This window comes from Streptomyces sp. NPDC005492 (assembly GCF_040605995.1).
GTDB lineage: Bacteria > Actinomycetota > Actinomycetes > Streptomycetales > Streptomycetaceae > Streptomyces.
In genome coordinates, this window is sequence record NZ_JBEXDX010000003.1 from 242,677 (window position 1) to 262,113 (window position 19,437).

20 protein-coding genes and 1 pseudogene are annotated in these 19,437 nt (G+C 67.9%); 7 read left to right on the top strand and 14 right to left on the bottom strand.

Annotated elements, in window-relative coordinates; translation table 11 throughout:
• Positions 1-34: 34 nt before the first annotated feature.
• Entirely contained in the window at positions 35-1,168 is a 1,134-nt protein-coding gene (locus ABZT04_RS06215; protein WP_356053483.1) for a serine hydrolase domain-containing protein, read from the bottom strand.
• A gap of 164 nt (positions 1,169-1,332) precedes the next feature.
• On the opposite strand from ABZT04_RS06215, the gene msrA (ABZT04_RS06220) reads away from it, so the two are divergent.
• The gene (gene msrA, locus ABZT04_RS06220; protein ID WP_355903353.1) at positions 1,333-1,845 is read left to right on the top strand and encodes a peptide-methionine (S)-S-oxide reductase MsrA; all 513 of its coding nucleotides are present in this window, start codon (positions 1,333-1,335) and stop codon (positions 1,843-1,845) included.
• A 16-nt stretch (positions 1,846-1,861) separates the two neighbouring features.
• Here msrA (ABZT04_RS06220) and ABZT04_RS06225 read toward each other — a convergent pair whose 3' ends face one another.
• From ABZT04_RS06225 to ABZT04_RS06235, 3 genes and pseudogenes are all read right to left on the bottom strand, one after another.
• Positions 1,862-2,443 (bottom strand): DUF4291 domain-containing protein, encoded by a 582-nt coding sequence (locus tag ABZT04_RS06225; RefSeq protein WP_356053485.1) that lies wholly within the window; start codon positions 2,441-2,443, stop codon positions 1,862-1,864.
• A gap of 78 nt (positions 2,444-2,521) precedes the next feature.
• Positions 2,522-3,442 carry a DUF5829 family protein gene (locus ABZT04_RS06230; protein ID WP_356053487.1) on the bottom strand — a complete coding sequence of 307 codons (921 nt, stop codon included), beginning with the start codon at positions 3,440-3,442 and terminating at the stop codon, positions 2,522-2,524.
• 520 nt (positions 3,443-3,962) lie between these two features.
• A pseudogene (locus ABZT04_RS06235) lies at positions 3,963-4,362 on the bottom strand (DUF4291 family protein); the annotation flags it as partial.
• Between the two features lie 194 nt (positions 4,363-4,556).
• Here ABZT04_RS06235 and ABZT04_RS06240 point away from each other — a divergent pair.
• Positions 4,557-5,576, top strand: a complete 1,020-nt coding sequence (locus ABZT04_RS06240) for a hypothetical protein (protein ID WP_356053489.1) — start codon at positions 4,557-4,559, stop codon at positions 5,574-5,576.
• 603 nt (positions 5,577-6,179) lie between these two features.
• Positions 6,180-6,539 (top strand): hypothetical protein, encoded by a 360-nt coding sequence (locus tag ABZT04_RS06245; protein WP_356053491.1) that lies wholly within the window; start codon positions 6,180-6,182, stop codon positions 6,537-6,539.
• A 32-nt stretch (positions 6,540-6,571) separates the two neighbouring features.
• Here ABZT04_RS06245 and ABZT04_RS06250 read toward each other — a convergent pair whose 3' ends face one another.
• The 5 genes from ABZT04_RS06250 to ABZT04_RS06270 all read right to left on the bottom strand — a co-directional run bounded on the left by ABZT04_RS06250 (position 6,572) and on the right by ABZT04_RS06270 (position 12,066).
• The gene (locus tag ABZT04_RS06250) at positions 6,572-8,731 is read right to left on the bottom strand and encodes a tetratricopeptide repeat protein (protein ID WP_356053493.1); all 2,160 of its coding nucleotides are present in this window, start codon (positions 8,729-8,731) and stop codon (positions 6,572-6,574) included.
• Positions 8,728-9,138, bottom strand: a complete 411-nt coding sequence (locus ABZT04_RS06255; RefSeq protein WP_356053495.1) for a hypothetical protein — start codon at positions 9,136-9,138, stop codon at positions 8,728-8,730. Before ABZT04_RS06255 ends, ABZT04_RS06250 begins: the two co-directional genes overlap by 4 nt.
• Before the next feature lie 437 nt (positions 9,139-9,575).
• Complete coding sequence (locus tag ABZT04_RS06260) at positions 9,576-9,959, bottom strand: transposase (protein ID WP_356053497.1); 384 nt, start codon at positions 9,957-9,959, stop codon at positions 9,576-9,578.
• Positions 9,960-10,142: 183 nt separating this feature from the next.
• Entirely contained in the window at positions 10,143-10,859 is a 717-nt protein-coding gene (msrA, locus tag ABZT04_RS06265; protein WP_356053499.1) for a peptide-methionine (S)-S-oxide reductase MsrA, read from the bottom strand.
• Positions 10,860-10,947: 88 nt separating this feature from the next.
• Entirely contained in the window at positions 10,948-12,066 is a 1,119-nt protein-coding gene (locus ABZT04_RS06270) for a hypothetical protein (protein WP_356053502.1), read from the bottom strand.
• Between the two features lie 106 nt (positions 12,067-12,172).
• Here ABZT04_RS06270 and ABZT04_RS06275 point away from each other — a divergent pair, with 106 nt between their 5' ends.
• Positions 12,173-13,327 carry a cystathionine gamma-synthase gene (locus ABZT04_RS06275; RefSeq protein ID WP_356053504.1) on the top strand — a complete coding sequence of 385 codons (1,155 nt, stop codon included), beginning with the start codon at positions 12,173-12,175 and terminating at the stop codon, positions 13,325-13,327.
• Positions 13,328-13,356: 29 nt separating this feature from the next.
• Here ABZT04_RS06275 and ABZT04_RS06280 read toward each other — a convergent pair whose 3' ends face one another.
• From ABZT04_RS06280 to ABZT04_RS06290, 3 genes are all read right to left on the bottom strand, one after another.
• Complete coding sequence (locus ABZT04_RS06280) at positions 13,357-13,605, bottom strand: hypothetical protein (protein WP_356053506.1); 249 nt, start codon at positions 13,603-13,605, stop codon at positions 13,357-13,359.
• A 25-nt stretch (positions 13,606-13,630) separates the two neighbouring features.
• On the bottom strand, positions 13,631-14,134 hold the full coding sequence (locus ABZT04_RS06285; protein WP_356053508.1) for a sigma factor-like helix-turn-helix DNA-binding protein: 504 nt from the start codon (positions 14,132-14,134) through the stop codon (positions 13,631-13,633).
• Positions 14,135-14,258: 124 nt separating this feature from the next.
• Positions 14,259-14,756: a MarR family transcriptional regulator gene (locus ABZT04_RS06290; protein ID WP_356053510.1), complete on the bottom strand. Its 498-nt coding sequence runs from the start codon at positions 14,754-14,756 to the stop codon at positions 14,259-14,261.
• A gap of 162 nt (positions 14,757-14,918) precedes the next feature.
• Here ABZT04_RS06290 and ilvA point away from each other — a divergent pair, with 162 nt between their 5' ends.
• The 3 genes from ilvA to ABZT04_RS06305 all read left to right on the top strand — a co-directional run bounded on the left by ilvA (position 14,919) and on the right by ABZT04_RS06305 (position 18,211).
• Positions 14,919-16,148: a threonine ammonia-lyase gene (gene ilvA, locus ABZT04_RS06295; RefSeq protein ID WP_356053512.1), complete on the top strand. Its 1,230-nt coding sequence runs from the start codon at positions 14,919-14,921 to the stop codon at positions 16,146-16,148.
• A gap of 192 nt (positions 16,149-16,340) precedes the next feature.
• Positions 16,341-17,357, top strand: coding sequence for an ATP-binding cassette domain-containing protein (locus tag ABZT04_RS06300; protein WP_355903389.1), 1,017 nt, complete (start codon positions 16,341-16,343; stop codon positions 17,355-17,357).
• Positions 17,354-18,211: an ABC transporter permease gene (locus ABZT04_RS06305; protein WP_355903392.1), complete on the top strand. Its 858-nt coding sequence runs from the start codon at positions 17,354-17,356 to the stop codon at positions 18,209-18,211. Before ABZT04_RS06300 ends, ABZT04_RS06305 begins: the two co-directional genes overlap by 4 nt.
• An 86-nt stretch (positions 18,212-18,297) precedes the next feature.
• Here ABZT04_RS06305 and greA read toward each other — a convergent pair whose 3' ends face one another.
• Positions 18,298-18,798 (bottom strand): transcription elongation factor GreA, encoded by a 501-nt coding sequence (gene greA / locus ABZT04_RS06310; protein ID WP_356053515.1) that lies wholly within the window; start codon positions 18,796-18,798, stop codon positions 18,298-18,300.
• Between the two features lie 169 nt (positions 18,799-18,967).
• Complete coding sequence (locus ABZT04_RS06315) at positions 18,968-19,366, bottom strand: DUF4307 domain-containing protein (protein ID WP_356053517.1); 399 nt, start codon at positions 19,364-19,366, stop codon at positions 18,968-18,970.
• Positions 19,367-19,437: the final 71 nt, after the last annotated feature.

Genomic DNA, 19,437 nt, shown 5'->3' on the forward strand with positions numbered 1-19,437 from the left:
TGGGCGACGGACCTCCGGTGGTTGCCTGCCGAGCTCAGCCGCGCAGGCCCGTCAGCCCGTCGTAGACGGACATGACGACCTCCATCCCCCGGGTGTCCAGCGCCGGCTCGCGCATCTGGTTCGGTACGTACGCCACCGCCATCCGGGCCGCGGGCTCGACCATGACCAGGGCACCGCCCCAGCCGCCCCATCCGTAGCTGCTGCCGAAGAGGCCGTATCCGAGGCCCCAGCGCACGGACATCCCCAGCCGCCGGTCCTCGCCGCTGAACTGCTCCACCCACGCACGCTCACATCCGGCCTCCGACAGCAGCCGCACCCCGGCCGTCGCACCGCCGCCCGCCATCACCGACTGCACACGGGCGACCGAACGGGCGTTGCCGAAGCCGCTCGCCGCGGGGATCTGCGCGCGCCGCCAGGCCACGCTGTTGCCGTCACGGACCCGGAACGCGGTCGCACGGGGCAGGCTCGCATCGGCGCCGGGCGCGCTCGCGGTGTAGCCCTCGTCCTTGCCGGGCGGTGGGATCGTGAGCCCCACGCGGTGGTCGTGCTCGGCGGCCAGTCCGATGTGGAAGTCCGCGCCGAGCGGTCCGGCCACCTCGGCGGCGAAGTACTCACCCACACTCCGGCCCGTGATCCGGCGTACGACCTCGCCCACCAGGAATCCCTGGGTGAGCGAGTGGTAACCGGCCGCGCTGCCCGGCTCCCACTCCGGAGCCTGGCCGGCCAGCCGGGCCGTGGCGGCGGACCAGTCGTAGATCTCCTCGACGCTGCCGAACCAGTCGGGCAGCCCCGCGGTGTGCGACAGCAGATGCCGTACCAGGACCCCGTCCTTGCCCGCGGCGGCGAACTCCGGCCAGTACCGAGCGACCGGCGCGTCCACGTCCAGCTCGCCGCGGTCGGCCAGGATCAGCGCACACAGCGCGGTCATCGTTTTCGTGACGGAGAAGACGTTGACGATCGTGTCCCGCTCCCACGGAACCGTCCGCTCCGCGTCCACGAATCCACCCCACACGTCCACCACGGGCTCACCGTCCACGAAGACGGCGACGGAGCCGCCCGCGTCCCCGTCGGCGAGGGTGGCCGCGAGCGCGTCGGGGACGGCGGCGAAAAGATCGTCGTAGGAGCCCTGGATGCCAGTGGTGCCAGCCGTTTCAGCCGTGTCAGCCATGTTTGGCATTAGCCCGCATCGGGAGGCAGGGGGCAACCGCATTTTCTTGCTGACCGGTGAGTGGGCCGCCGGGCGCGGAATCGCTCGGGACCCTCGTACGTTGTGGGGTGTGGGTACGGGATGCCGGTCCGAGTGACCGAGCTGACAGAAACTGGAGGGTCGCAATGGCTGCGCAGACGCAGAGGGCCGTGCTGGCGGGCGGATGCTTCTGGGGGATGGAGGAGCTGATCCGCCGACTGCCGGGCGTGACGGCGACCCGGGTGGGTTACACCGGGGGTGACGTCCCGAACGCGACGTACCGTAACCACGGCACGCACGCGGAGGCCATCGAGATCCTTTACGACCCCGAGAAGACCGACTACCGCGCGCTCCTGGAGTTCTTCTTCCAGATCCACGACCCGAGCACCAAGAACCGCCAGGGCAACGACATGGGCCTCAGCTACCGCTCGGCGATCTACTACGTGGACGACGAGCAGAAGCGCGTAGCCGAGGACACGATCGCGGACGTGGACGCCTCCGGACTGTGGCCCGGCAAGGTCGTCACCGAGGTGGAGCCGGTCGGCCCCTTCTGGGAGGCCGAGCCCGAGCACCAGGACTACCTGCAGCGCTACCCGGACGGCTACACCTGCCATTTCCCGCGGCCGGGGTGGCGGCTGCCTGCACGCGCGGAGGGCTGAGTCGACGCCGATCGGATCAGGGGCGCGGCTCGTCGGTGGCGGGGTAGGGACGTTCCGGCGGCAGCAGCCGTGCCGCCGCGTCGGTCTCTCCGCAGCTGACGAGCCCGTGGATCTCGCGGGCGAGTGGAGTCACGTCGCTGATGGCGACCGTCCATTCGTCCGCGTAGCGCCGTACGGCCTCACCCGAGAGACCGAGTTGCAAGGAGCGGTACGACAGAGGGCGCAGGTGCAGGTCGCGTTCGGGATCCCACTGGATCCGCGCCGGGGCACTCTTGAGCTGACGCTGCCAGGTGGCGCGGTCGGCGTGCACCCCGCTCGCATAACTCGACAGGCAGGCGTGACGCAGCGCCCACTCGAAGCCGTCGCGGGTGATCTCGACAGCGAGGACGGTCTCCTGCCCGGTCTTCGTGCCCCAGCCGCAGCGGTACATCATCCACAGGAACGACGGCTTGATCCATGTCATGCGGTCCCGCTTCCACGCGGCGGGAAAGCGGCCCTCGCGGACGGCCGTCAGGCCGAGTTCCGGGGCGTATGCCTGGTACACGGTGATCGTGGATTCCGAGTGGACCGCACGGATCCGGCGGTGCGGTTCTTCCATGGCGTACAGGGTGCGGCCGGCCGTGCCCGGACGGCTACTGAATTTCGACCGCACCCGCACGCGTAACTGTCTACTTCTCTACGGCGTGCCGTCGCCAGCGAACGTCCACACCGCACGGCTGCCAGGCCCGACAATGAGCGTCGAGTGGCCGATCTGTTCCACGTGCCGGTACTTCACGGGGTGGTTGAGTGACAGGTCGACCTGCTGGTACCCCGCTTGTTCGCGTGGGACGGAGTCGAGCCGGATCGTGGTGCCGCCGCCCTTCGCGACGACGCCACCGCCCGTCACGGTCCGGACGGTGAACCCGCCGGCCCGCAGCAGCGGGACGGTGTCGGCGAGGTCCCCCTCGGTCACCGCGATGCGGACCGAGGTCACGTCACGCATCAGGTGGGACTGGTAGTCGTCGGAGAGGTAGCGCTCCCGGCCGACGTCTCCGGGGAAACTCGCCGGCTCGGTGTTGCCGCGAGGGTCGGCGAAGTACTCCGGCCGGTACTCCATCGCCCAGGCCCCGAACGCGTCGTACTCGCTGGCGGTGAGAACGGCGTCGAACCACGGCACGGGCACCCCGTCACCGAAGTCCCGGGTCTGGAGGAACTCGATGGGGTCGGAGACCCCCTCGTCCTTCAGCCGCTGAGTGACCGTCGCCAGGTCACCGTCCCGCTCGGTCGAGAGGCCCAGCCCGGCGGAGCCGAGAGTGCCGTCCTGGCCGGCGAGGTCACCGACTCCGAACAGCTCCAGATAGGTCTCGCGGCCCATCAGATAGCGGCCGGTCCAGGTCTGCCCGCCGGTTCCGGTCGTGGTACGGACCTGGAAGTTGGCGAATTCCCGCAGGTAGTCGGAGTGTTCGATGGCGTCGGCGGTCTCCCGGTCGAGGACCCCGTAGGAGTGGTTGTAGAACAACAACTGCCGCTCCACAGAGGACCGCCCCCCGTCGGCCTGCGCCGTCGCCACCCCACCCCCGATCGCTCCGGCGAGAGCCACAGCGAACACGATGATCATCCGTAATGTCCGACGAATCAGCATGTGCGCGATCGTAGGACGGGGAGGACGCGGCTGCCGTTCTTATTCGAACGGGGTCGAATTGCTTGACACTTGGTCTTTGGGGAGAGGCTGCGTGGCACCGCGCGACGAACAGTAGGGACCCTCAACAGGGCGGCGCTCCAAAGGACTTGACGGACATCGACCGGCGCTCGGGCGTCCAGTTCGTCCGCGTCATGGTCAGGATCGTCACCCAAGCCGGTCATCCACGTGTGGATCCGCTCGGCGGCGCACAAGAAGTCTCCGAACCAGCCCGGCAGCCGCAGTACCGCGTGAGGTCCGAGCGCGTAGGCCAAGGCCGAGAACGGGCTGGCCTCGCGGGCCACAGCCGTGAACGGGCCCTCCTCGGCGTCGGCCGGAAACTGGCCCATAACGGCGTCGCGCAGGGCCTCCACGCGCTCGGAGTCGTCACCGCGGGTGTCGAGGAACGCGCTCGGACGGAAGGCGTTTTCGTCAGAAAACAAGTTGGCCGGTCGCCGGAAGGGCGTTCCTGTGACAGCAGTCGAGTAGCGGAGGGCAAGTCGCCACTGCTGACAAGGGCGTGTCTCTCGTGGGCGAGCGGGGTCACGTCGCGGATGGTGACCGTCCACTTGTCCGCGTAGCGTCGTACGGCCTCACCGGAGAGACCGAGTTGCAAGGACCGGTACGGCAGGGCCTGAAGATGCAGGTCCCGCTCGGGGTCCCACTGCACGAGAGCAGGCGCATGCTTCAACTGACGCTGCCAGTCGGCCCGGTCGGGGTGCACCCCGCGGACGTAACTCGACAGACCCGCATGACGCAGGGCTCACTCGAGGCCGTCCTGGCTGATCTCGACAGCGAGGACGGTTTCCTGCCCCGCCTTCGTGCCCCAGCCACAGGAACGACGGCTTGATCCATGTCAAGCCGTGCTCACAAACCCTTTGTTAGCGGAGCTACTGATTCCGGCAATGGTGACTAAAAGGTTGACTGCGCCCAATGGTTGATCTCGGTAGCCGACGGAACGGAGCATTTTCTACCTTCTGCTGCGCATCACGTTTCGTCCACACCATCATGACGAACCATGAGCTGCTCGTGGCCTCAAAAATGGAGGCTCGTAGTGAGTAAGAGACCAAAGACGATCACTGTCCTATCGTGCGGCACGCTGCTCGCAGCGCTCTTTCTGCCCGCGGTGTTGCTGAGCGGCCAACTCCTAGGCACGGGTGATTCGTCACGGCTCGCAGCCGTCCTCACATACATCGGAGTGCTGGTCACCGCATCGGTGTCGCTCATCGGATACGGAATCAACCTCCGGACGGAACGGCGACTGGGGAACGAACAAGATGAGCAGCAACGGCAGTTACGGCTCGACGCAGCGATGCGTGCCGGGCAACTCGTCTCCCCCCATGATTCTGGGCCCGCACACCCAGCGGCACTGGCCTCGGGGTTGTTGGCTCTCACAAGGCTTGATCAGGCGGAACTCGCGGTGGTTCTCCTTGTCGATCTGTGGTCCTGTGACCCGAATGGGAGCCAACCTGAGCCTCCGAGTGGAAGCGAAAGGTTGCCCAGGGTCTCGCACGAAACAGCCATCCTTGTGATCGACGCGGCTCTCAGATCCGCCTCTCCCAGCGCACGACTTGTCGCCGCAGAGCTGCTCTGCCGAAATGCGACCAGACTCGACACCTGCCAATCCCTGCACTGGCCCCGTGTGGTGGACGGCTGCTGGGATCCAACGTTCAGCCCGAAAACGAAACTACTGATCGTCGAAGCCTTGGTGAGAATGACCATGTCTGGTCCAGCCGAGGAAGGGGCTCTGCGGGCGGTGGCAGTGCGTCTTTACGCGATCTGGGATGGGGATCCCAGCCCAGAGGTCAAAGGGTGTATCGGTAAGTTCATCGGAAAGATCATTGGGCGGTTGGGCGAATTCGGCGTCAAGCAATTCGTGCATGGTCAGAAGATGGAGATGGTGAGCATCGAGTGCCTGCAAGCAGCCGCGAGAACGGCAGCCGACAATCCAGACGATTACCTGGCTAAGCTGTCGAACGAGCTAGGCAACGCTCTGGGTGAGTGGGCGGCCTTGTGCCAGGCACAGCTGGCCAGACCTGGAGCGCTGGCTACAGCCGCGGCCTTGACTCGGTAACACGCAAGTGACGCGAGACCTGCACAATGCACGCTCGGTCAGTTAGGCCGAGCGGTTCGCTCGCTTCGAAGCCGCGATGGGCGCCGTCTACCTGGCACTCCCTCACGAACCGACGCCGCAACAGGTACGGCGGCTCGTCGGAGGACTCCACTCGGTGCCCCTGCGCCGTTCTGTCCCTGGTACCGCGCGCGGTTCTTCGCGGCCCCAGGGCTCGTTGTGCACGTCTCCGCCCCAGTAGGTGACGGCAACATGAGTGTCTGGGCCGGCGCCACCCCTCGAGACGCGTTCGCCCCGTTGGCCGATACCGCCCTCGGCTGGAACCAGTTCGACGGGTGACCTCCGCTCGTGTCGCCGTGGCTCTCGCTGCGCGGCATGAGGATCGGCGGAGTGCAGCGTTCTTCAGGGTAGTGGGCGGCCTCCTGACGGGGCGCAGTCATGCCCCTTCTGCTCCAACTGCTCTTCCTGTGAAGTGCCGAGTTGCCGCTTGGACATCTGGATCGTCAACCAGCCTGCCGGGAAGCTTGGAAGTGACACTCAGCTGCGCTGCTATCAACTGTGCGACTTCAAGTCTCTCGGCCTGCGAGAAGTCAGCGTCATGTGGAAGTGATCTGCCGACGAGGGCGGATCGAGGAGACCTTCCAACTCGGCAAGACCTTCACCGGCCTGGACCAAGGACAGGTGACCTGCTGGAACTCCTGGATGCGCTGGTCTCTGTTCTCCCCGGCCGCATCCGCTGTCCTGGCCCTGACTGCCGCTGCCATGACCACAGCCGCCCCCGCCGGACCGGCCTGCCTCGCCCCGCTGACCTGCCCCGAACTCGTGCGACTTCTCCGGGCGTTCGTCCTCATGCCACCAGTCCGGGATCCGGAACACATCCTCTACCGGATGGCCTGGCGCCGCCACCATCAAGCCATCGCACGAGCCTGCTACCAGCGCCGACATGCTCTTCAAGACCAGCCATGACCAGAACTACAGCTGCCCTGGCAGTACTTCGTTCAAGACGAAGGACCGCAGGAGCTTTGACACCGAGTCAGGAGTTCCTCGGCGATAATTGTCCATGGGTGCGTCGGTCCGAGCACTCGAATTCGCGCTTCTACAAGCTTCTCTGCCTGCTCGATAGCATCAGCGTGTCGACCAAGGTCGGAAAGTGTGACGCTGAGCACGTATCGTACGTTTAGCACCATCGGGTAATCGGGACCAAAAATCCGTTCACACCCGGCAAGGGCCCTGCGAGCGTGCGGTAGCGCCTCACGCGGGTTCCCCGTACTGGAAAGTGCAGACGCGTAATTTAGCTCAGCTCCGAGTGTCATATAATGGTCATCTCCGGTTACGCTACGGCAGTCTGCAATCACGGCAGGCCCGGTGGCGAGTATCTCGTCCCTCTCTGGAAGTGCCGCCGCTCTTGGGCCCGTGGCTATCTCTAGGAGCCAACTCCGTGCGATGAGCGTGAGCGGGTGCAGTTTTCCGAGGATCGCTTCCCGGCCTTGCACGGCCCGCTTCGTCAGCAGAATCGCTTCCTGGATTCGATCAAGATTGAAGAGCGGCATTGAAATCCTCAAGCAGGTTTCCAATGTATCCGGAGCGTCAGGTCCGAGTACCCGCTCACAGTCCTCAAGTATCTGCCGATAGGCGGCCTCCGATTCCTCGAACCGTCCGAGGCGGAAGATAGCGCGGCCAACACGTTGACGAAGCCTGAAAGTAAACACATTGTCGGTGCCCAAAATCGGGGCGGCGAGTTCGACGGATTTATTTGCCAAGGTGAGTGCCGAGGCATAGTCCCCGGATCTGTGGACAGCGATGACGAGCCGGAGGACACAGTTGGCTGCGCCCTCCACAACGGATGGGGAAGCCTCCCAGTCCACTAGCCGTCGCAGCAACTCAATAACGTGTGGCGCGAGCAGGGTTACCGCGGGGGATTGAACTCCGCGTTCAGGCACCTCTGGCAGTGCGTCTTTGAGTAGCTGGGTGGCTGTCGTGGCAAGGCGCTCTCGTTGATCACCTGGGGTGGCTTGAGCGACGCTGTCGAGGAGTATTCCGTGGGTGCGAAGGCAGCGCACGCCACCTGGTACGAGCTCGGTGAGGGAGTGGTCGAGCAATCCTCGTAGAGCTGATTCGACGCGGGACTGGTGAAGCTCTGGGCCGAGTTCGGCGTTGGCGAGGAGCTTCAGGGGGAGCGGGTCGCCGGACCAACAAGCGAGCAGGCGCAACAGGGTGGTGGCTTCGGGGAGGCCTTGGGTAGTGAGGGAGTCGAGGGAGAGTTGCCAGGTGCGGCTGAGCAGGTGGCGGGAGCCGGTGCCGACCTCAGCTCCTCGGTCTAACAGTTCGATGGGGTCGAAGCCAACGCTGCGTTCGAGTCTGTGTCCGTAGTCGGCGAGGGTCCAAGGGTCAATGACTTGGTGGGAAAGGAAACCGCCAGCAAGGGTGAGCGCGAGGGGGAGGTGCCCCAGGCGGTCGGCGACCTCCGCCGCGTCCTCGATGCCTCCCGCGTGGGGTGCGAGGTCCTGGAGGACGCGAGCGGCGTCCTCGCGTGGAAGGACACCGAATTGGAGGAGCTCAGCACCCGGCCACCAGTGGGCTGCTGCTTGGCGGGTGGTGACGACGACGGTGCCAGCGGGGCTGGTACGCAGCCAGCCACCATCGCGGAGGATGGCAGGGGTATCAGCGTTGTCGAGGATGAGCAGCCAGGGCTGGTCGGACTGGTCAAGGTAGTTCCAAACAAGGTCGGCCGCGGGGCGTAGGCCGCCGCGCGCGCCGGCGAGCTCAGCATCGGTGGCGCCGCGGTCAGCGGCGACGGCGAGCATGCCAGCGCGCAGGGAGGCTGGGTCAGAGGCGTTGACCCAGAGTCCAATGCGGCCGGCCTGGTGGATGGCATGGCGGAAGAGGGCGTCGGCGACGGCGGTCTTACCGCAGCCGCCCAGGCCATGGAGGACGTAGACGCAGTTAGCGACACCATGCTCCACGGCGGCCCGCAGGCGGTCCATCTCACCGATGCGGTCACGGAGCACCACAGGAGCACGGCCGACGAATGGGTGACGTACCGAGTCGGGACCGGTCCAGTCCGAGGCGTGGTGGTGATGTTCGATGATGTGTTGGTCGCCCGAGGCCTGGTAGATGCGCCCGCGCCCATCTGCCTGTGCCTCGTTGCCGCCACTCATCGCTGGTTGAAGTTCTGGTCGCGGCCCGCCTGATAAACACGTGCATTCCCAAAGGCTGTGGCGTGCTGCGTCACCGGCGAGGCCGCGGGGGCCAGCGACTGCAACTCGTTAATCAGCGCCCGCAGCGCCTCAGCTTCTTCGGGGTGCGCGGTGATCAGGCGCCGGATGCGGCCCTGCCACTCCGCGCCGAGCTCATCGCGGGTATCGGAGTCGCCACTGGCCTGGGCCGTGAACAGGTCGCTTCGGGTGATGTCGAGCTCAGCGGTAATGGCCTGGGCCCTCTCCGGCTGAGCACGGCGCCACACGGCGGCAAAGCCGTCCCTGGTGCGCTGCCATGCCTCGGTCGTCAGTAAGGAAACCAATGTCGTTCCTGCCGTGCCCACCAGCGCAGCCGTCTCCGGATCCATAGCCCTGCCCCTCCCACCAGCCGCAACTCCGTATCCTCAGACTAGCCAGACAGACCAGTGGTCGTGCCGAAACTCCCGCGAGCGTTCACGCCCCGCCCCGCTGACGGCACCTGGACGACGGTCTCCCTTGTAGTCGCTCTTGCGACCGCGTTCCTCTTCTACGTCACGCAGAGGCATCTCTTGGTCGCGTTGACCGCGGGGGGAGGTTCGCTCGTCGCCACGATGACCCTTGCCATCGGAGTGTTTGCGCTGCTCTTCCGGTAGCGCTCATCGCCGAACCGCGTAAGCGGGTGGAACACGTCGTCTGCCTGTTCCTCGTCCACGGCCCAGTCCTTCGGGAGATACAGGGCCCGGTCGATCACCACCCGTACCGATTCGGTGACCGCGGCCAGGTGCACGGAGACCTGACATAACCCGACGCCTTTGACCGCGCCGGACTACTGGTGGCCTGCGCCGACGCAGTCGGTCGATGACTTCGCGTCCCCGGTCTCGTCCGCGACCAGCACCACCTCCGCACCCGCGAGTTCACGCTCGACCAGACGGGCGATCTCCTCCCGGGCCCGGTCGTGGTCGAACCTCGCCCTGGACAGCCGGTGCTGCAGCCGGTACGGGCCTGGATGCCCCAACGCCTGGGCCAGCGTCCAGCAGTTGCGCTTGTCCACCTCTGCCAGCAGCCCGGTGATCGTCTCCGCCGCCGTCGCACGTGTCTCACGCCGCGCGAAGCGGTCCGCGATCGCATCCATCGCCGCCCCGAACACCCGGCCCCAAGCGGCCTGGCCTATCGTGGCCTCCACGGCCACCTGGTCCTGAAACGTCGTCACAAACGTTCATAATCACGATGGCCGTACCTGTGCCCGCACCCGACCCCGCAAGCCGCCGACCAGCACAGACACCGGAACTACAACTGCCGTGTCAGATGCTTGGGGTAGTTGCCATCGAGTAGAAGTTTGGCCTACACACGGGCAGGCCTGCCTACAGCACGTTTTGCGCTCAGGCTCGCATGGCTACTTGTCCGTGGCCTCAGGAGCTGGTGCAACACCTGTTGGGCAGGAGGACCCCCGGTCGGTCCCGACCGGGGTACTTAGCTTGACCCCCGTCCCCCCGATCCCGCAGTACCCCGCCGGATTCTTGTCGAGGTACTGCTGGTGGTACCCCTCCGCCGGATAGAACACCCGGCCCTCCGCCGGCAGGATCTCCGTGGTGATCGTGCCGAAGCCCGAGCCCGTGAGGACCCGTTGATAGGCCGTGCGGGAGGCTTCTGCCGTGGCTGTCTGGGCCGGGGTGTGGGGGTGGATCGCCGAGCGGTACTGGGTGCCCACGTCATTGCCCTGGCGGAAGCCCTGGGTCGGGTTGTGGGACTCCCAGAACGTCTTCAGGAGTGTTTCGTACGAGATCAGCTTCGGGTCGTAGACCACGCGGACCGCCTCCGTGTGGCCGGTCAGGCCCGAGCAGACCTCCTCGTAGTGAGGGTTCTCGGTGTAGCCGCCCTGGTAGCCGACCAGCGTTGTCCACACGCCCACCGGGAGTCGCCAGAACTTACGCTCGGCGCCCCAGAAGCAGCCCATGCCGAAGTCGGCGATCTCCAGGTGCTCGGGGTAGGGGCCGAGCAGCGGGGTGCCGAGGACGGTGTGGCGGTCGGGGACCGTGAACACCGGCTCCGGGCGGCCCTGCAGAGCCTGCTCGGCGGTCGGCAGTCGGGGCGTACGGCTGTGCAGGAACATGCGGTCTCCCAACGGGCCTCAGGGTGGGGCCGCAATGTGAACGGGCGGGGGGCGTCGAGAATTCCGGTCCGTCGGGCCGCCGCGGCGCTCAGTGCGGCAGGCTCGCCGGGCTTCCGCCGTTCGCCTCGTAGCCCGCCACCGCGAGGGCGCGGTAGACCGCGAACTCCGCCGCCGGGTCGGGGGACAGGGTCCACGGCAGGGCACCGATGTGGCCGTCGATGTGTATGAGCTGGTTCATCGCCTCGGACCAGCGCTCCGCGCGGACCAGGAAGAAGACCAGCAGATGACGGACGTGCGCCAGCATCGGGTCGTCGGGGCGGGCCGCGTGCACGGCGAAGAGCGCGCCGTGGATCGCCTTCTCCACGACCTCGCTCTGGTAGAAGCTGCTGACCAGGTTCACCTCGGGGAGGTGCTCGAAGACCGCGAAGAGCGGCATCGCGGCGAGGAGGGAGCCCTCGGGAGCCCGTGCGGCGGCCGCCTCCGCGAACGAGTTCGCCAGCTCGCGTGAGCCGTGCCACTTCTCGCACCAGTAGTGCAGGGCGGCCAGATGCGCCCCCATATGGGCCGGTGCGCGGTCCAGGATCTTCAGCCACAGTTCCTCGAACTCCGGCTGCGTGTACGTCAGTCCGCGGGCCACCGACAGCTCGACGATGTACGGGACCGGGTCACCGGGGGAGAGGAGCGCCGCCTCACCGCACGCGGTCCGCGCCTCCTCCATGATGATCCGGAACTCGTCCGTCCCCCGCGTCGACGTACGCCACGCCTGCTGCACCAGGAACTCCGCGTGCACGGCCGTGCCGCCCGCGTCCTTCGGGTTCTCGGCCCGCCACACCCGCAGCCACTGCCCGCCCGGCGTCTCGCTCACCCCGCCGGGCCGCTGCTGCAGCTCCAGCGACGCGGCGCCCGCGAAGGCCTGCACGCGCTGCCAGCGCAGCTCACCCGTGATCTCGGTGCCGGCCAGCAACTGCGCCGCCGCGCGGTAGTCCTGGGTGCGCTGCACCAGGTCGAGGACGTCCAGCAGATCCTGGTCGGGGCCGGGCATGCGGATGTCCAGCTCCTCCTCGCGTACGAAGCCGTAGGTCGCCGGGTCCGCGGCGTCCGGGTGGCCGGGCGCGACCTGCTCGATCATCCCGCGCCTGCGCCGCAGGAACGGGATCAGCACGAAGCCCATCATGACCAGCGCCATCAGGACCCAGAGAATCTCCATGCCTCAAGCGAACCAGACGGGTCCGACAATTGGCCAACCCGGTCCGAAGCCCTGTGGATAACTCCGGGATCGTCGTCCGCCCCGCGGGCGCACTACGCTCGGCCCCATGAGCGACAGGCACATCAGTCAGCACTTCGAGACTCTCGCGATCCACGCCGGCAACACCGCCGATCCCCTCACCGGCGCGGTGGTCCCGCCGATCTACCAGGTCTCGACCTACAAGCAGGACGGCGTCGGCGGCCTGCGCGGGGGCTACGAGTACAGCCGTAGCGCCAATCCCACCAGGACCGCCCTGGAAGAGAACCTCGCCGCCCTCGAGGGCGGTCGCCGCGGCCTCGCGTTCGCGTCCGGACTGGCGGCCGAGGACTGCCTGTTGCGTACGCTGCTCAGCCCGGGCGACCACGTCGTCATCCCGAACGACGCGTACGGCGGCACCTTCCGGCTGTTCGCGAAGGTCGTCTCCCGGTGGGGCGTCGAGTGGTCGGTCGCCGACACCAGCGACCCGGCGGCGGTCCGTGCGGCCATCACCCCGAAGACCAAGGTCGTCTGGGTGGAGACCCCCTCCAACCCGCTGCTCGGCATCACCGACATCGCCGTCGTCGCGCAGATCGCGCGGGACGCGGGCGCGAAGCTGGTCGTCGACAACACCTTCGCCACGCCGTACCTCCAGCAGCCGCTCGCCCTCGGGGCGGACGTCGTCGTGCACTCCCTCACGAAGTACATGGGCGGCCACTCGGACGTCGTCGGCGGCGCGCTGGTCACCGCCGACGAGACGCTCGGCGAGGAGTTGGCGTACCACCAGAACGCGATGGGCGCGGTCGCCGGGCCCTTCGACTCCTGGCTGGTGCTGCGCGGCGCCAAGACGCTGTCGGTGCGCATGGACCGGCACAGCGAGAACGCCACCAAGGTCGCCGACATGCTCACCCGGCACGCACGCGTGACGCGCGTTCTCTACCCGGGGCTCCCGGAGCACCCCGGTCACGAGGTCGCCGCCAAGCAGATGCGGGCCTTCGGCGGCATGGTCTCCTTCCGGGTCGAGGGCGGCGAGGAGGCGGCCGTCGAGGTCTGCAACCGCGCCAAGGTGTTCACGCTCGGCGAGTCCCTGGGCGGTGTCGAGTCGCTGATCGAGCACCCGGGGCGGATGACGCACGCGTCCGTCGCCGGTTCCGCCCTGGAGGTCCCCGCCGACCTCGTACGCCTCTCCGTGGGCATCGAGAACGTGCAGGACCTCCTGGAGGACCTCCAGCAGGCACTGGGCTAATTCAGAGTCCACTAGCCGACAACCGGGTCCTACCAACCCGTCAGCGGTGGAGTCGTCTCCGACGGCGGCTCCACCCACGGATGGGCCATCAGCGCCCATACGGTGAACGCCACGACCGCCGTCCACAGCAGTAGCCACATCAGCCGCCGGGCGGCCTTCCTGCGGCGCAGCATGCGGCCGCCGCGCCGCACGATGTCCGGGTACAGCTCGGGCGGCACCTGCGGCGGAGTCCGCTCCATGATCCGCCGTACGGCCGCCTCCCGCTCGGGCCTGTTCACGCGCGCGTGCCCCCGCTCCGTGGCCTCATGAGGGCGCCACCTCGGCCCCGCCCACCTTCGGTACCGGACCGCGCGGCGGATGCAGCAGGGCGGCCGTCGCCCGGTCGCAGATCGTCCGGACCCGTTCCGTGGGGAGGCCCAGGAGCGCGGCGGCCTGCTCCTCGGCGACCCCCTCGTAGAACCTGAGGACGACAATCAGACGCTCCTGGGGCGCGAGGGCGCCCAGCGCGCTGCCGGGGTGGTGGCGCGCCCGGCCGAGACCGCCGTACTGGTGCCAGGCCGCACGGGCGAAGCGGGTGGCCAGGTACTGGCGGGCGTGGTCGTACGGGTCCTCGCCGCGCAGCCGGTCCCAGCACGCGTAGGTGTGGGCCAGGGACACCGTCAACAGGCGTAGCGCGCGCGGGTTGTCGTCCGGCGCCTCCGCGGTGAGCAGCGTGGCGGCATGCAGCAGCCGCCCTGCCGCGCCCGCGACGAACGCCTCGAACTCCCGGGCCCGGCGGGCGCCTTGGGACGCCTGCCGTTCTCGCACCGCGCCTCCCCCCTGAACAACCCGGTTTCATCTGAGGCCAGGTCTGTCGCCAGGTCAAGAGTTCGGGACGAAGGGCGGGACTCGTACACCACGCGCGCGTGGTGGTGCCCTTCAGGAAGCCGGCTCAGGAAGCCGACTGATTCTCCCCGCCCGGGACCGTCATCCGCGCGGAGAGGGCGCTGTTGAAGCGCGTGAGGAGCGTGCAGAACGCCTCGCGCTCCTCCGGCGCCCAGTCGTGTGTCAGCTCGTCCATCAACTGACGCCTGGACGAACGGACTTCCTCCAGGCGGGCCTGCCCGCGCGGGGACAGTTGCAGCACCACCGCGCGGCCGTCCTCCGGGTGCGATGTGCGCTTGACGAGGCCGGTGTCGACGAGCGGGGCCACCTGCCGGGTGACCGTCGAGGAGTCGATGCCCATGCTCGCGGCGAGCGCCTTGACGCCCATCGGGCCTTCCTTGTCGAGGCGGTTGAGCAGCAGATACGCGGCGCGGTCCATGGAGTTGCGCACCTGTCCGACTCCGCCGAGCCGGGTCTGTTCGGCACGGCGGGCGAAGACCGCCACCTCGTGCTGCAGCGTGTCGAGGAGACCGGGTTCACCGACGGTCGTCATGTCCATCGACATTTCAGGTGTTGTGGGCATGGCCGGGGGCTCGCTTCATGAAGGGGTGCTGGGTTGGGGGACAGGGTACGCGGATGGAAGGCGGCCCGTACCGGCGCTGCGCAAACCAGTCTCGGAGCTTGGTCACAGCCGTGGCGCGCGGCTGTGAACTGCGATGCTTGAGTCATGAGCTACAGCACGGCTGACTCCTTGCGACCCGTCACCCTGGACGATGTGCGCGGCGCACAGAAGATGCTCACGGGCGTGGCGCGGGTGACCGGCATGGAAGGCAGCAGGTATCTGACCCAGCTCGTGGGCTCGCCGGTGCACTTCAAGTGCGAGAACCTCCAGCGGACGGGCTCCTTCAAACTGCGCGGCGCCTACGTCCGTATCGCCGGACTGCTGCCCGAGGAGCGCGCCGCCGGTGTCGTCGCCGCGAGCGCCGGAAACCACGCCCAGGGCGTCGCGCTCGCCTCCGCGCTCCTGGGCGTGCGCTCCACGGTGTTCATGCCCGTGGGCGCGCCCCTGCCGAAGATCAGTGCCACCAAGGAGTACGGCGCCGAGGTGCGCCTGCACGGCCAGGTGGTCGACGAGACGCTGGCCGCCGCGCAGGAGTACGCCCATGAGACGGGCGCGGTGTTCATCCACCCCTTCGACCACCCGGACATCATCGCGGGCCAGGGCACGGTCGGCCTGGAGATCCTGGACCAGTGCCCCGAGGTGCGCACCATCGTCGTCGGGATCGGTGGCGGCGGGCTCGCGGCCGGTATCGCGGTCGCCGTGAAGGCGCTGCGGCCGGATGTGCGGATCGTGGGTGTGCAGGCGGCGGGCTCGGCCGCGTTCCCGCCCTCGCTGGCGGCCGGCCGCCCGGTGTCGGTCGAGCACCCGGCGACCATGGCCGACGGCATCAAGGTGGGGCGGCCCGGTGACGTGCCGTTCGGGATCGTCGCCGATCTGGTGGACGAGGTCCGCACGGTCACCGAGGACGAGCTGTCCGCCGCGCTGCTGCTGTGCCTGGAGCGGGCCAAGCTGGTCGTCGAGCCGGCCGGCGCCAGCCCGGTCGCGGCGCTGCTGAGCGACCCGCGGGGCTTCGAGGGACCGGTCGTCGCGCTGCTGTCCGGCGGGAACGTCGACCCGCTGCTGCTCCAGCGCATCCTGCGCCACGGCATGTCCGCGCAGGGCCGCTACCTGGCCGTACGGCTGCGGCTGACGGACCGGCCGGGGGCCCTCGCGACGCTTCTCGGGGTGTTGTCAGTGGTCGACGCTAACGTCCTCGATGTGAGCCACGTCCGGACCGATCCTCGGCTCGGGCTCACGGAGGCGGAGGTCGAGCTGCACCTGGAGACGAAGGGTCCGGTGCACTGCGCCGAGGTCGGCCAGGCCCTGCGCGACGCGGGCTACACGGTCATCGACTGAGGTCGGAGCCCGTTTCCCGACCGTTCCCCACCCGTCCCGTCACCCGTTCGAGAAAATCCGTTGAGACTCGCGATACATCGCGTTATGGTGTGTCTCGAACTGCCCGCAGCGAGCAGCGTGCCGTTGCCGTGGGCAGAACAAAAGACCCAAACCTAGGCTTTCCAAAGAATCCCCGACGACGTGGAGACTGATATGCCAGGCGCCATCTATGCCGAAGGCCTGGTGAAAACCTTCGGCGATGTGAAAGCTCTGGACGGCGTCGACCTCGATGTCCCCGAGGGCACCGTGCTGGGCCTCCTCGGGCCCAACGGCGCGGGCAAGACGACGGCCGTCCGCTGTCTGACCACCCTGCTGCGCCCCGACAGCGGCAGGCTGGTGGTGGCCGGTCTCGACGTGCTCAAGCAGCCCAATGAGGTACGGCGGTCCATCGGCCTCTCCGGCCAGTTCGCCGCGGTCGACGAATACCTGACCGGCAGGGAGAACCTGCAGATGGTCGGCCAGCTCTACCAGATGAAGGCCAAGGCCGCGAAGGTCCGCGCCGAGCAACTGCTCGACCAGTTCAACCTCGCGGACGCCGCCGACCGCACCGCCAAGACCTACTCCGGAGGCATGCGCCGCCGGCTCGACCTGGCGGCGGCGCTCGTCGTCTCCCCGCCCGTGATGTTCATGGACGAGCCGACCACCGGCCTCGACCCGCGCAACCGCCAGATGCTGTGGGAGGTCATCAAACAGCTCGTCTCCGGCGGTACGACCCTGCTGCTGACCACCCAGTATCTGGAGGAGGCCGACCATCTCGCGCACGACATCGCGGTGGTCGACCACGGCCGGGTCATCGCCCGCGGCACCTCCGACCAGCTCAAGGCGCGCACCGGCGGCGAGCGCGTCGAGGTCGTCGTGCACGAGCGCGAGCACATCCCGATCGCCTCGGAGGTGCTGCGCGGCTTCGGCAAGGGAGACACCACCGTCGAGGAGCACACCCGCAAGCTCACCGTGCCCGTCACCGGCGGCGCAAAGCTCCTCGCCGAGGTCATCCGCGAACTCGACACCCGCGGCATCGAGATAGACGACATCGGCCTGCGCCGCCCCACCCTCGACGACGTCTTCCTCTCCCTGACGGGCCACCTGGCCGAGGAGAAGGCCGAGGAGAACGGCGCGGACACCACCCCGGACGCCAAGGACCGCAAGCACAAGAAGGAGGCCGCGAAGTGAGTGCCGTCACCGAAGCCGTACCGATCGCGGCGCCGAGCAGCGCGCTGGGCCAGTCCGTGCACGACTCGCTGGTCGTCGCCAAGCGGAACCTGATCCGCATGTCCCGGATCCCCGAAATGGTGATCTTCGGGCTGATCCAACCCATCATGTTCGTGGTGCTGTTCACCTACGTCTTCGGCGGCTCCATGCAGATCGGCGGCAGCACCAGCGCCACCGACTACAAGAACTTCCTGATGGCGGGCATCTTCGCGCAGACCGTCACCTTCGCCACCGCCAGCTCCGGCGCGGGCATCGCCGACGACATGCACAAGGGGCTCATCGACCGTTTCCGCTCGCTGCCCATGGCGCGCGGCGCGGTGCTGACCGGCCGTACGCTCGCCGACCTGGTGCAGACCGCGCTGACCCTGCTGGTCCTCGCCGTCGTCGCCCTGCTGGTCGGCTGGCGCGTCGGCTCGGACGGCGAGACCAACGCCGGCAAGGTCCTCGGCGCCTTCGGGCTGCTGCTCCTGCTGGGGTACGCGTTCACCTGGATCGGCGCCCTGATCGGCCTCAGCGTCCGTACGCCCGAGGCGGCCACCTCCGGCGGGCTGATCTGGCTCTTCCCGGTGACGTTCATCTCGAACGCGTTCGTGGACACCAGCCACATGACCCCGTGGCTGCGGCACATCGCCGAGTGGAACCCGTTCAGCGCGACGGTGCAGGCCTGCCGGGTGCTCTTCGCCAACCCGGGACAGTCGCCCTCGGACGCCTGGCCCATGGTGCACCCGGTGTGGGCGTCACTGATCTACTCGCTGCTGATCATCCTGATATTCCGGACGCTGGCGGTGCGGAAGTACCGCTCGGCCACGGCCTGAGGCACGACGGAGCCCCCGGCGCCGTGCGGCTGCCGGGGGCTGGTCGAAGGCGAAGGACCGCCCCTGAGCTTCAGAGCTCCTGGGGGTCAGCCGTTGTAGGGCTCGGCCTTGAGGATCCGTACGGAGGCCTTCTTGCCGTTGGGCAGCTCGTACTCGGCGTCCTGGCCGACCTTGTGGCCGAGCACGCCGGAGCCCAGCGGGGACTGCGGCGAGTAGGTCTCGATGTCGGCGCTCGCGTACTCGCGCGAGGCGAGCAGGAAGGTCGTCGTGTCGTCCTCGTCGCCATCGAAGGCGATCGTCACGACCATGCCGGGCGCGACCGCGCCGTCCGTCGACGTGGGCGCCTCGCCGACCTTGGCCTTCTCCAGGAGCTGGGTGAGCTGGCGGATGCGGAGCTCCTGCTTGCCCTGCTCCTCCTTGGCCGCGTGGTACCCGCCGTTCTCGCGCAGGTCGCCCTCCTCGCGAGCGGCCGCGATCTTCACGGTGATCTCGGCGCGCGCGGGACCAGACAGGTACTCCAGCTCGTCCTTGAGCTTGGTGTACGCCTCCTGCGTGAGCCAGGTGACGTCTTCGCTGGTCTGGGTCACAGGGTGCTCCTCGTAGGTACTGGGAATACAAAGCATCGCCCTACCCAGAAGAATGTTCCTTCATGGAAGGGCGAAACCACGAGCCTAACAATTCAACGGCGTGAGGGGGAGGACATATGCCGTCAGAAATACGTCGACGCAGGTCAGCGCCTACGTAATGAGGGTGACGTCAGTCGGAGTGGCAGCCGAGCAGCTCGGCCGTGGTGCCCTTGGCCGTGGTGCGCAGGGTGACGACCTTGTCGATGCGGGTCGCGGAGCCGTCGAAGTGGAAGTCGGCCCGGCCGACCTCGGACTGGTCCGCGGCCTGGGAGCGCAGCGTGCAGTAGCCACTGGTGCCGGAGTCCTTGTGGACCTCCAGATGCACCTTGACCTCGTTGTCCGAGGCCTGGAAGGTGATCACCTCGGCGCTGATCTTGGCCTCGACGACGTAGTGGTAGGCGAAGTAGCCGACCAGGGCGAGCACGGCCGCGGCGAGGACGGCGCCGGCGATCTTGAGCTTGTGGTCGGCACGCTCGTCCGACGAGCGGCCGTAACGGCCCTCGGGCAGGCGCGTACTCGCCGTACTCATGATCGTCCTCCCGGCGAGGGGATCCCGAAACCAGCCCCCGGAATTATTCGCCCCTCGATTCGGTCACTATA

Excerpts from the sequence above, each read along its gene's own strand:
- ABZT04_RS06215 (WP_356053483.1), bottom strand. The coding sequence starts at position 1,168 with ATGGCTGACACGGCTGAAACGGCTGGCACCACTGGCATCCAGGGCTCC.
- msrA (WP_355903353.1), top strand. The coding sequence starts at position 1,333 with ATGGCTGCGCAGACGCAGAGGGCCGTGCTGGCGGGCGGATGCTTCTGG.
- ABZT04_RS06225 (WP_356053485.1), bottom strand. The coding sequence starts at position 2,443 with ATGGAAGAACCGCACCGCCGGATCCGTGCGGTCCACTCGGAATCCACG.
- ABZT04_RS06230 (WP_356053487.1), bottom strand. The coding sequence starts at position 3,442 with ATGATCATCGTGTTCGCTGTGGCTCTCGCCGGAGCGATCGGGGGTGGG.
- ABZT04_RS06250 (WP_356053493.1), bottom strand. The coding sequence starts at position 8,731 with ATGAGTGGCGGCAACGAGGCACAGGCAGATGGGCGCGGGCGCATCTAC.
- ABZT04_RS06255 (WP_356053495.1), bottom strand. The coding sequence starts at position 9,138 with ATGGATCCGGAGACGGCTGCGCTGGTGGGCACGGCAGGAACGACATTG.
- msrA (WP_356053499.1), bottom strand. The coding sequence starts at position 10,859 with ATGTTCCTGCACAGCCGTACGCCCCGACTGCCGACCGCCGAGCAGGCT.
- ABZT04_RS06270 (WP_356053502.1), bottom strand. The coding sequence starts at position 12,066 with ATGGAGATTCTCTGGGTCCTGATGGCGCTGGTCATGATGGGCTTCGTG.
- ABZT04_RS06275 (WP_356053504.1), top strand. The coding sequence starts at position 12,173 with ATGAGCGACAGGCACATCAGTCAGCACTTCGAGACTCTCGCGATCCAC.
- ABZT04_RS06290 (WP_356053510.1), bottom strand. The coding sequence starts at position 14,756 with ATGTCGATGGACATGACGACCGTCGGTGAACCCGGTCTCCTCGACACG.
- ilvA (WP_356053512.1), top strand. The coding sequence starts at position 14,919 with ATGAGCTACAGCACGGCTGACTCCTTGCGACCCGTCACCCTGGACGAT.
- ABZT04_RS06300 (WP_355903389.1), top strand. The coding sequence starts at position 16,341 with ATGCCAGGCGCCATCTATGCCGAAGGCCTGGTGAAAACCTTCGGCGAT.
- ABZT04_RS06315 (WP_356053517.1), bottom strand. The coding sequence starts at position 19,366 with ATGAGTACGGCGAGTACGCGCCTGCCCGAGGGCCGTTACGGCCGCTCG.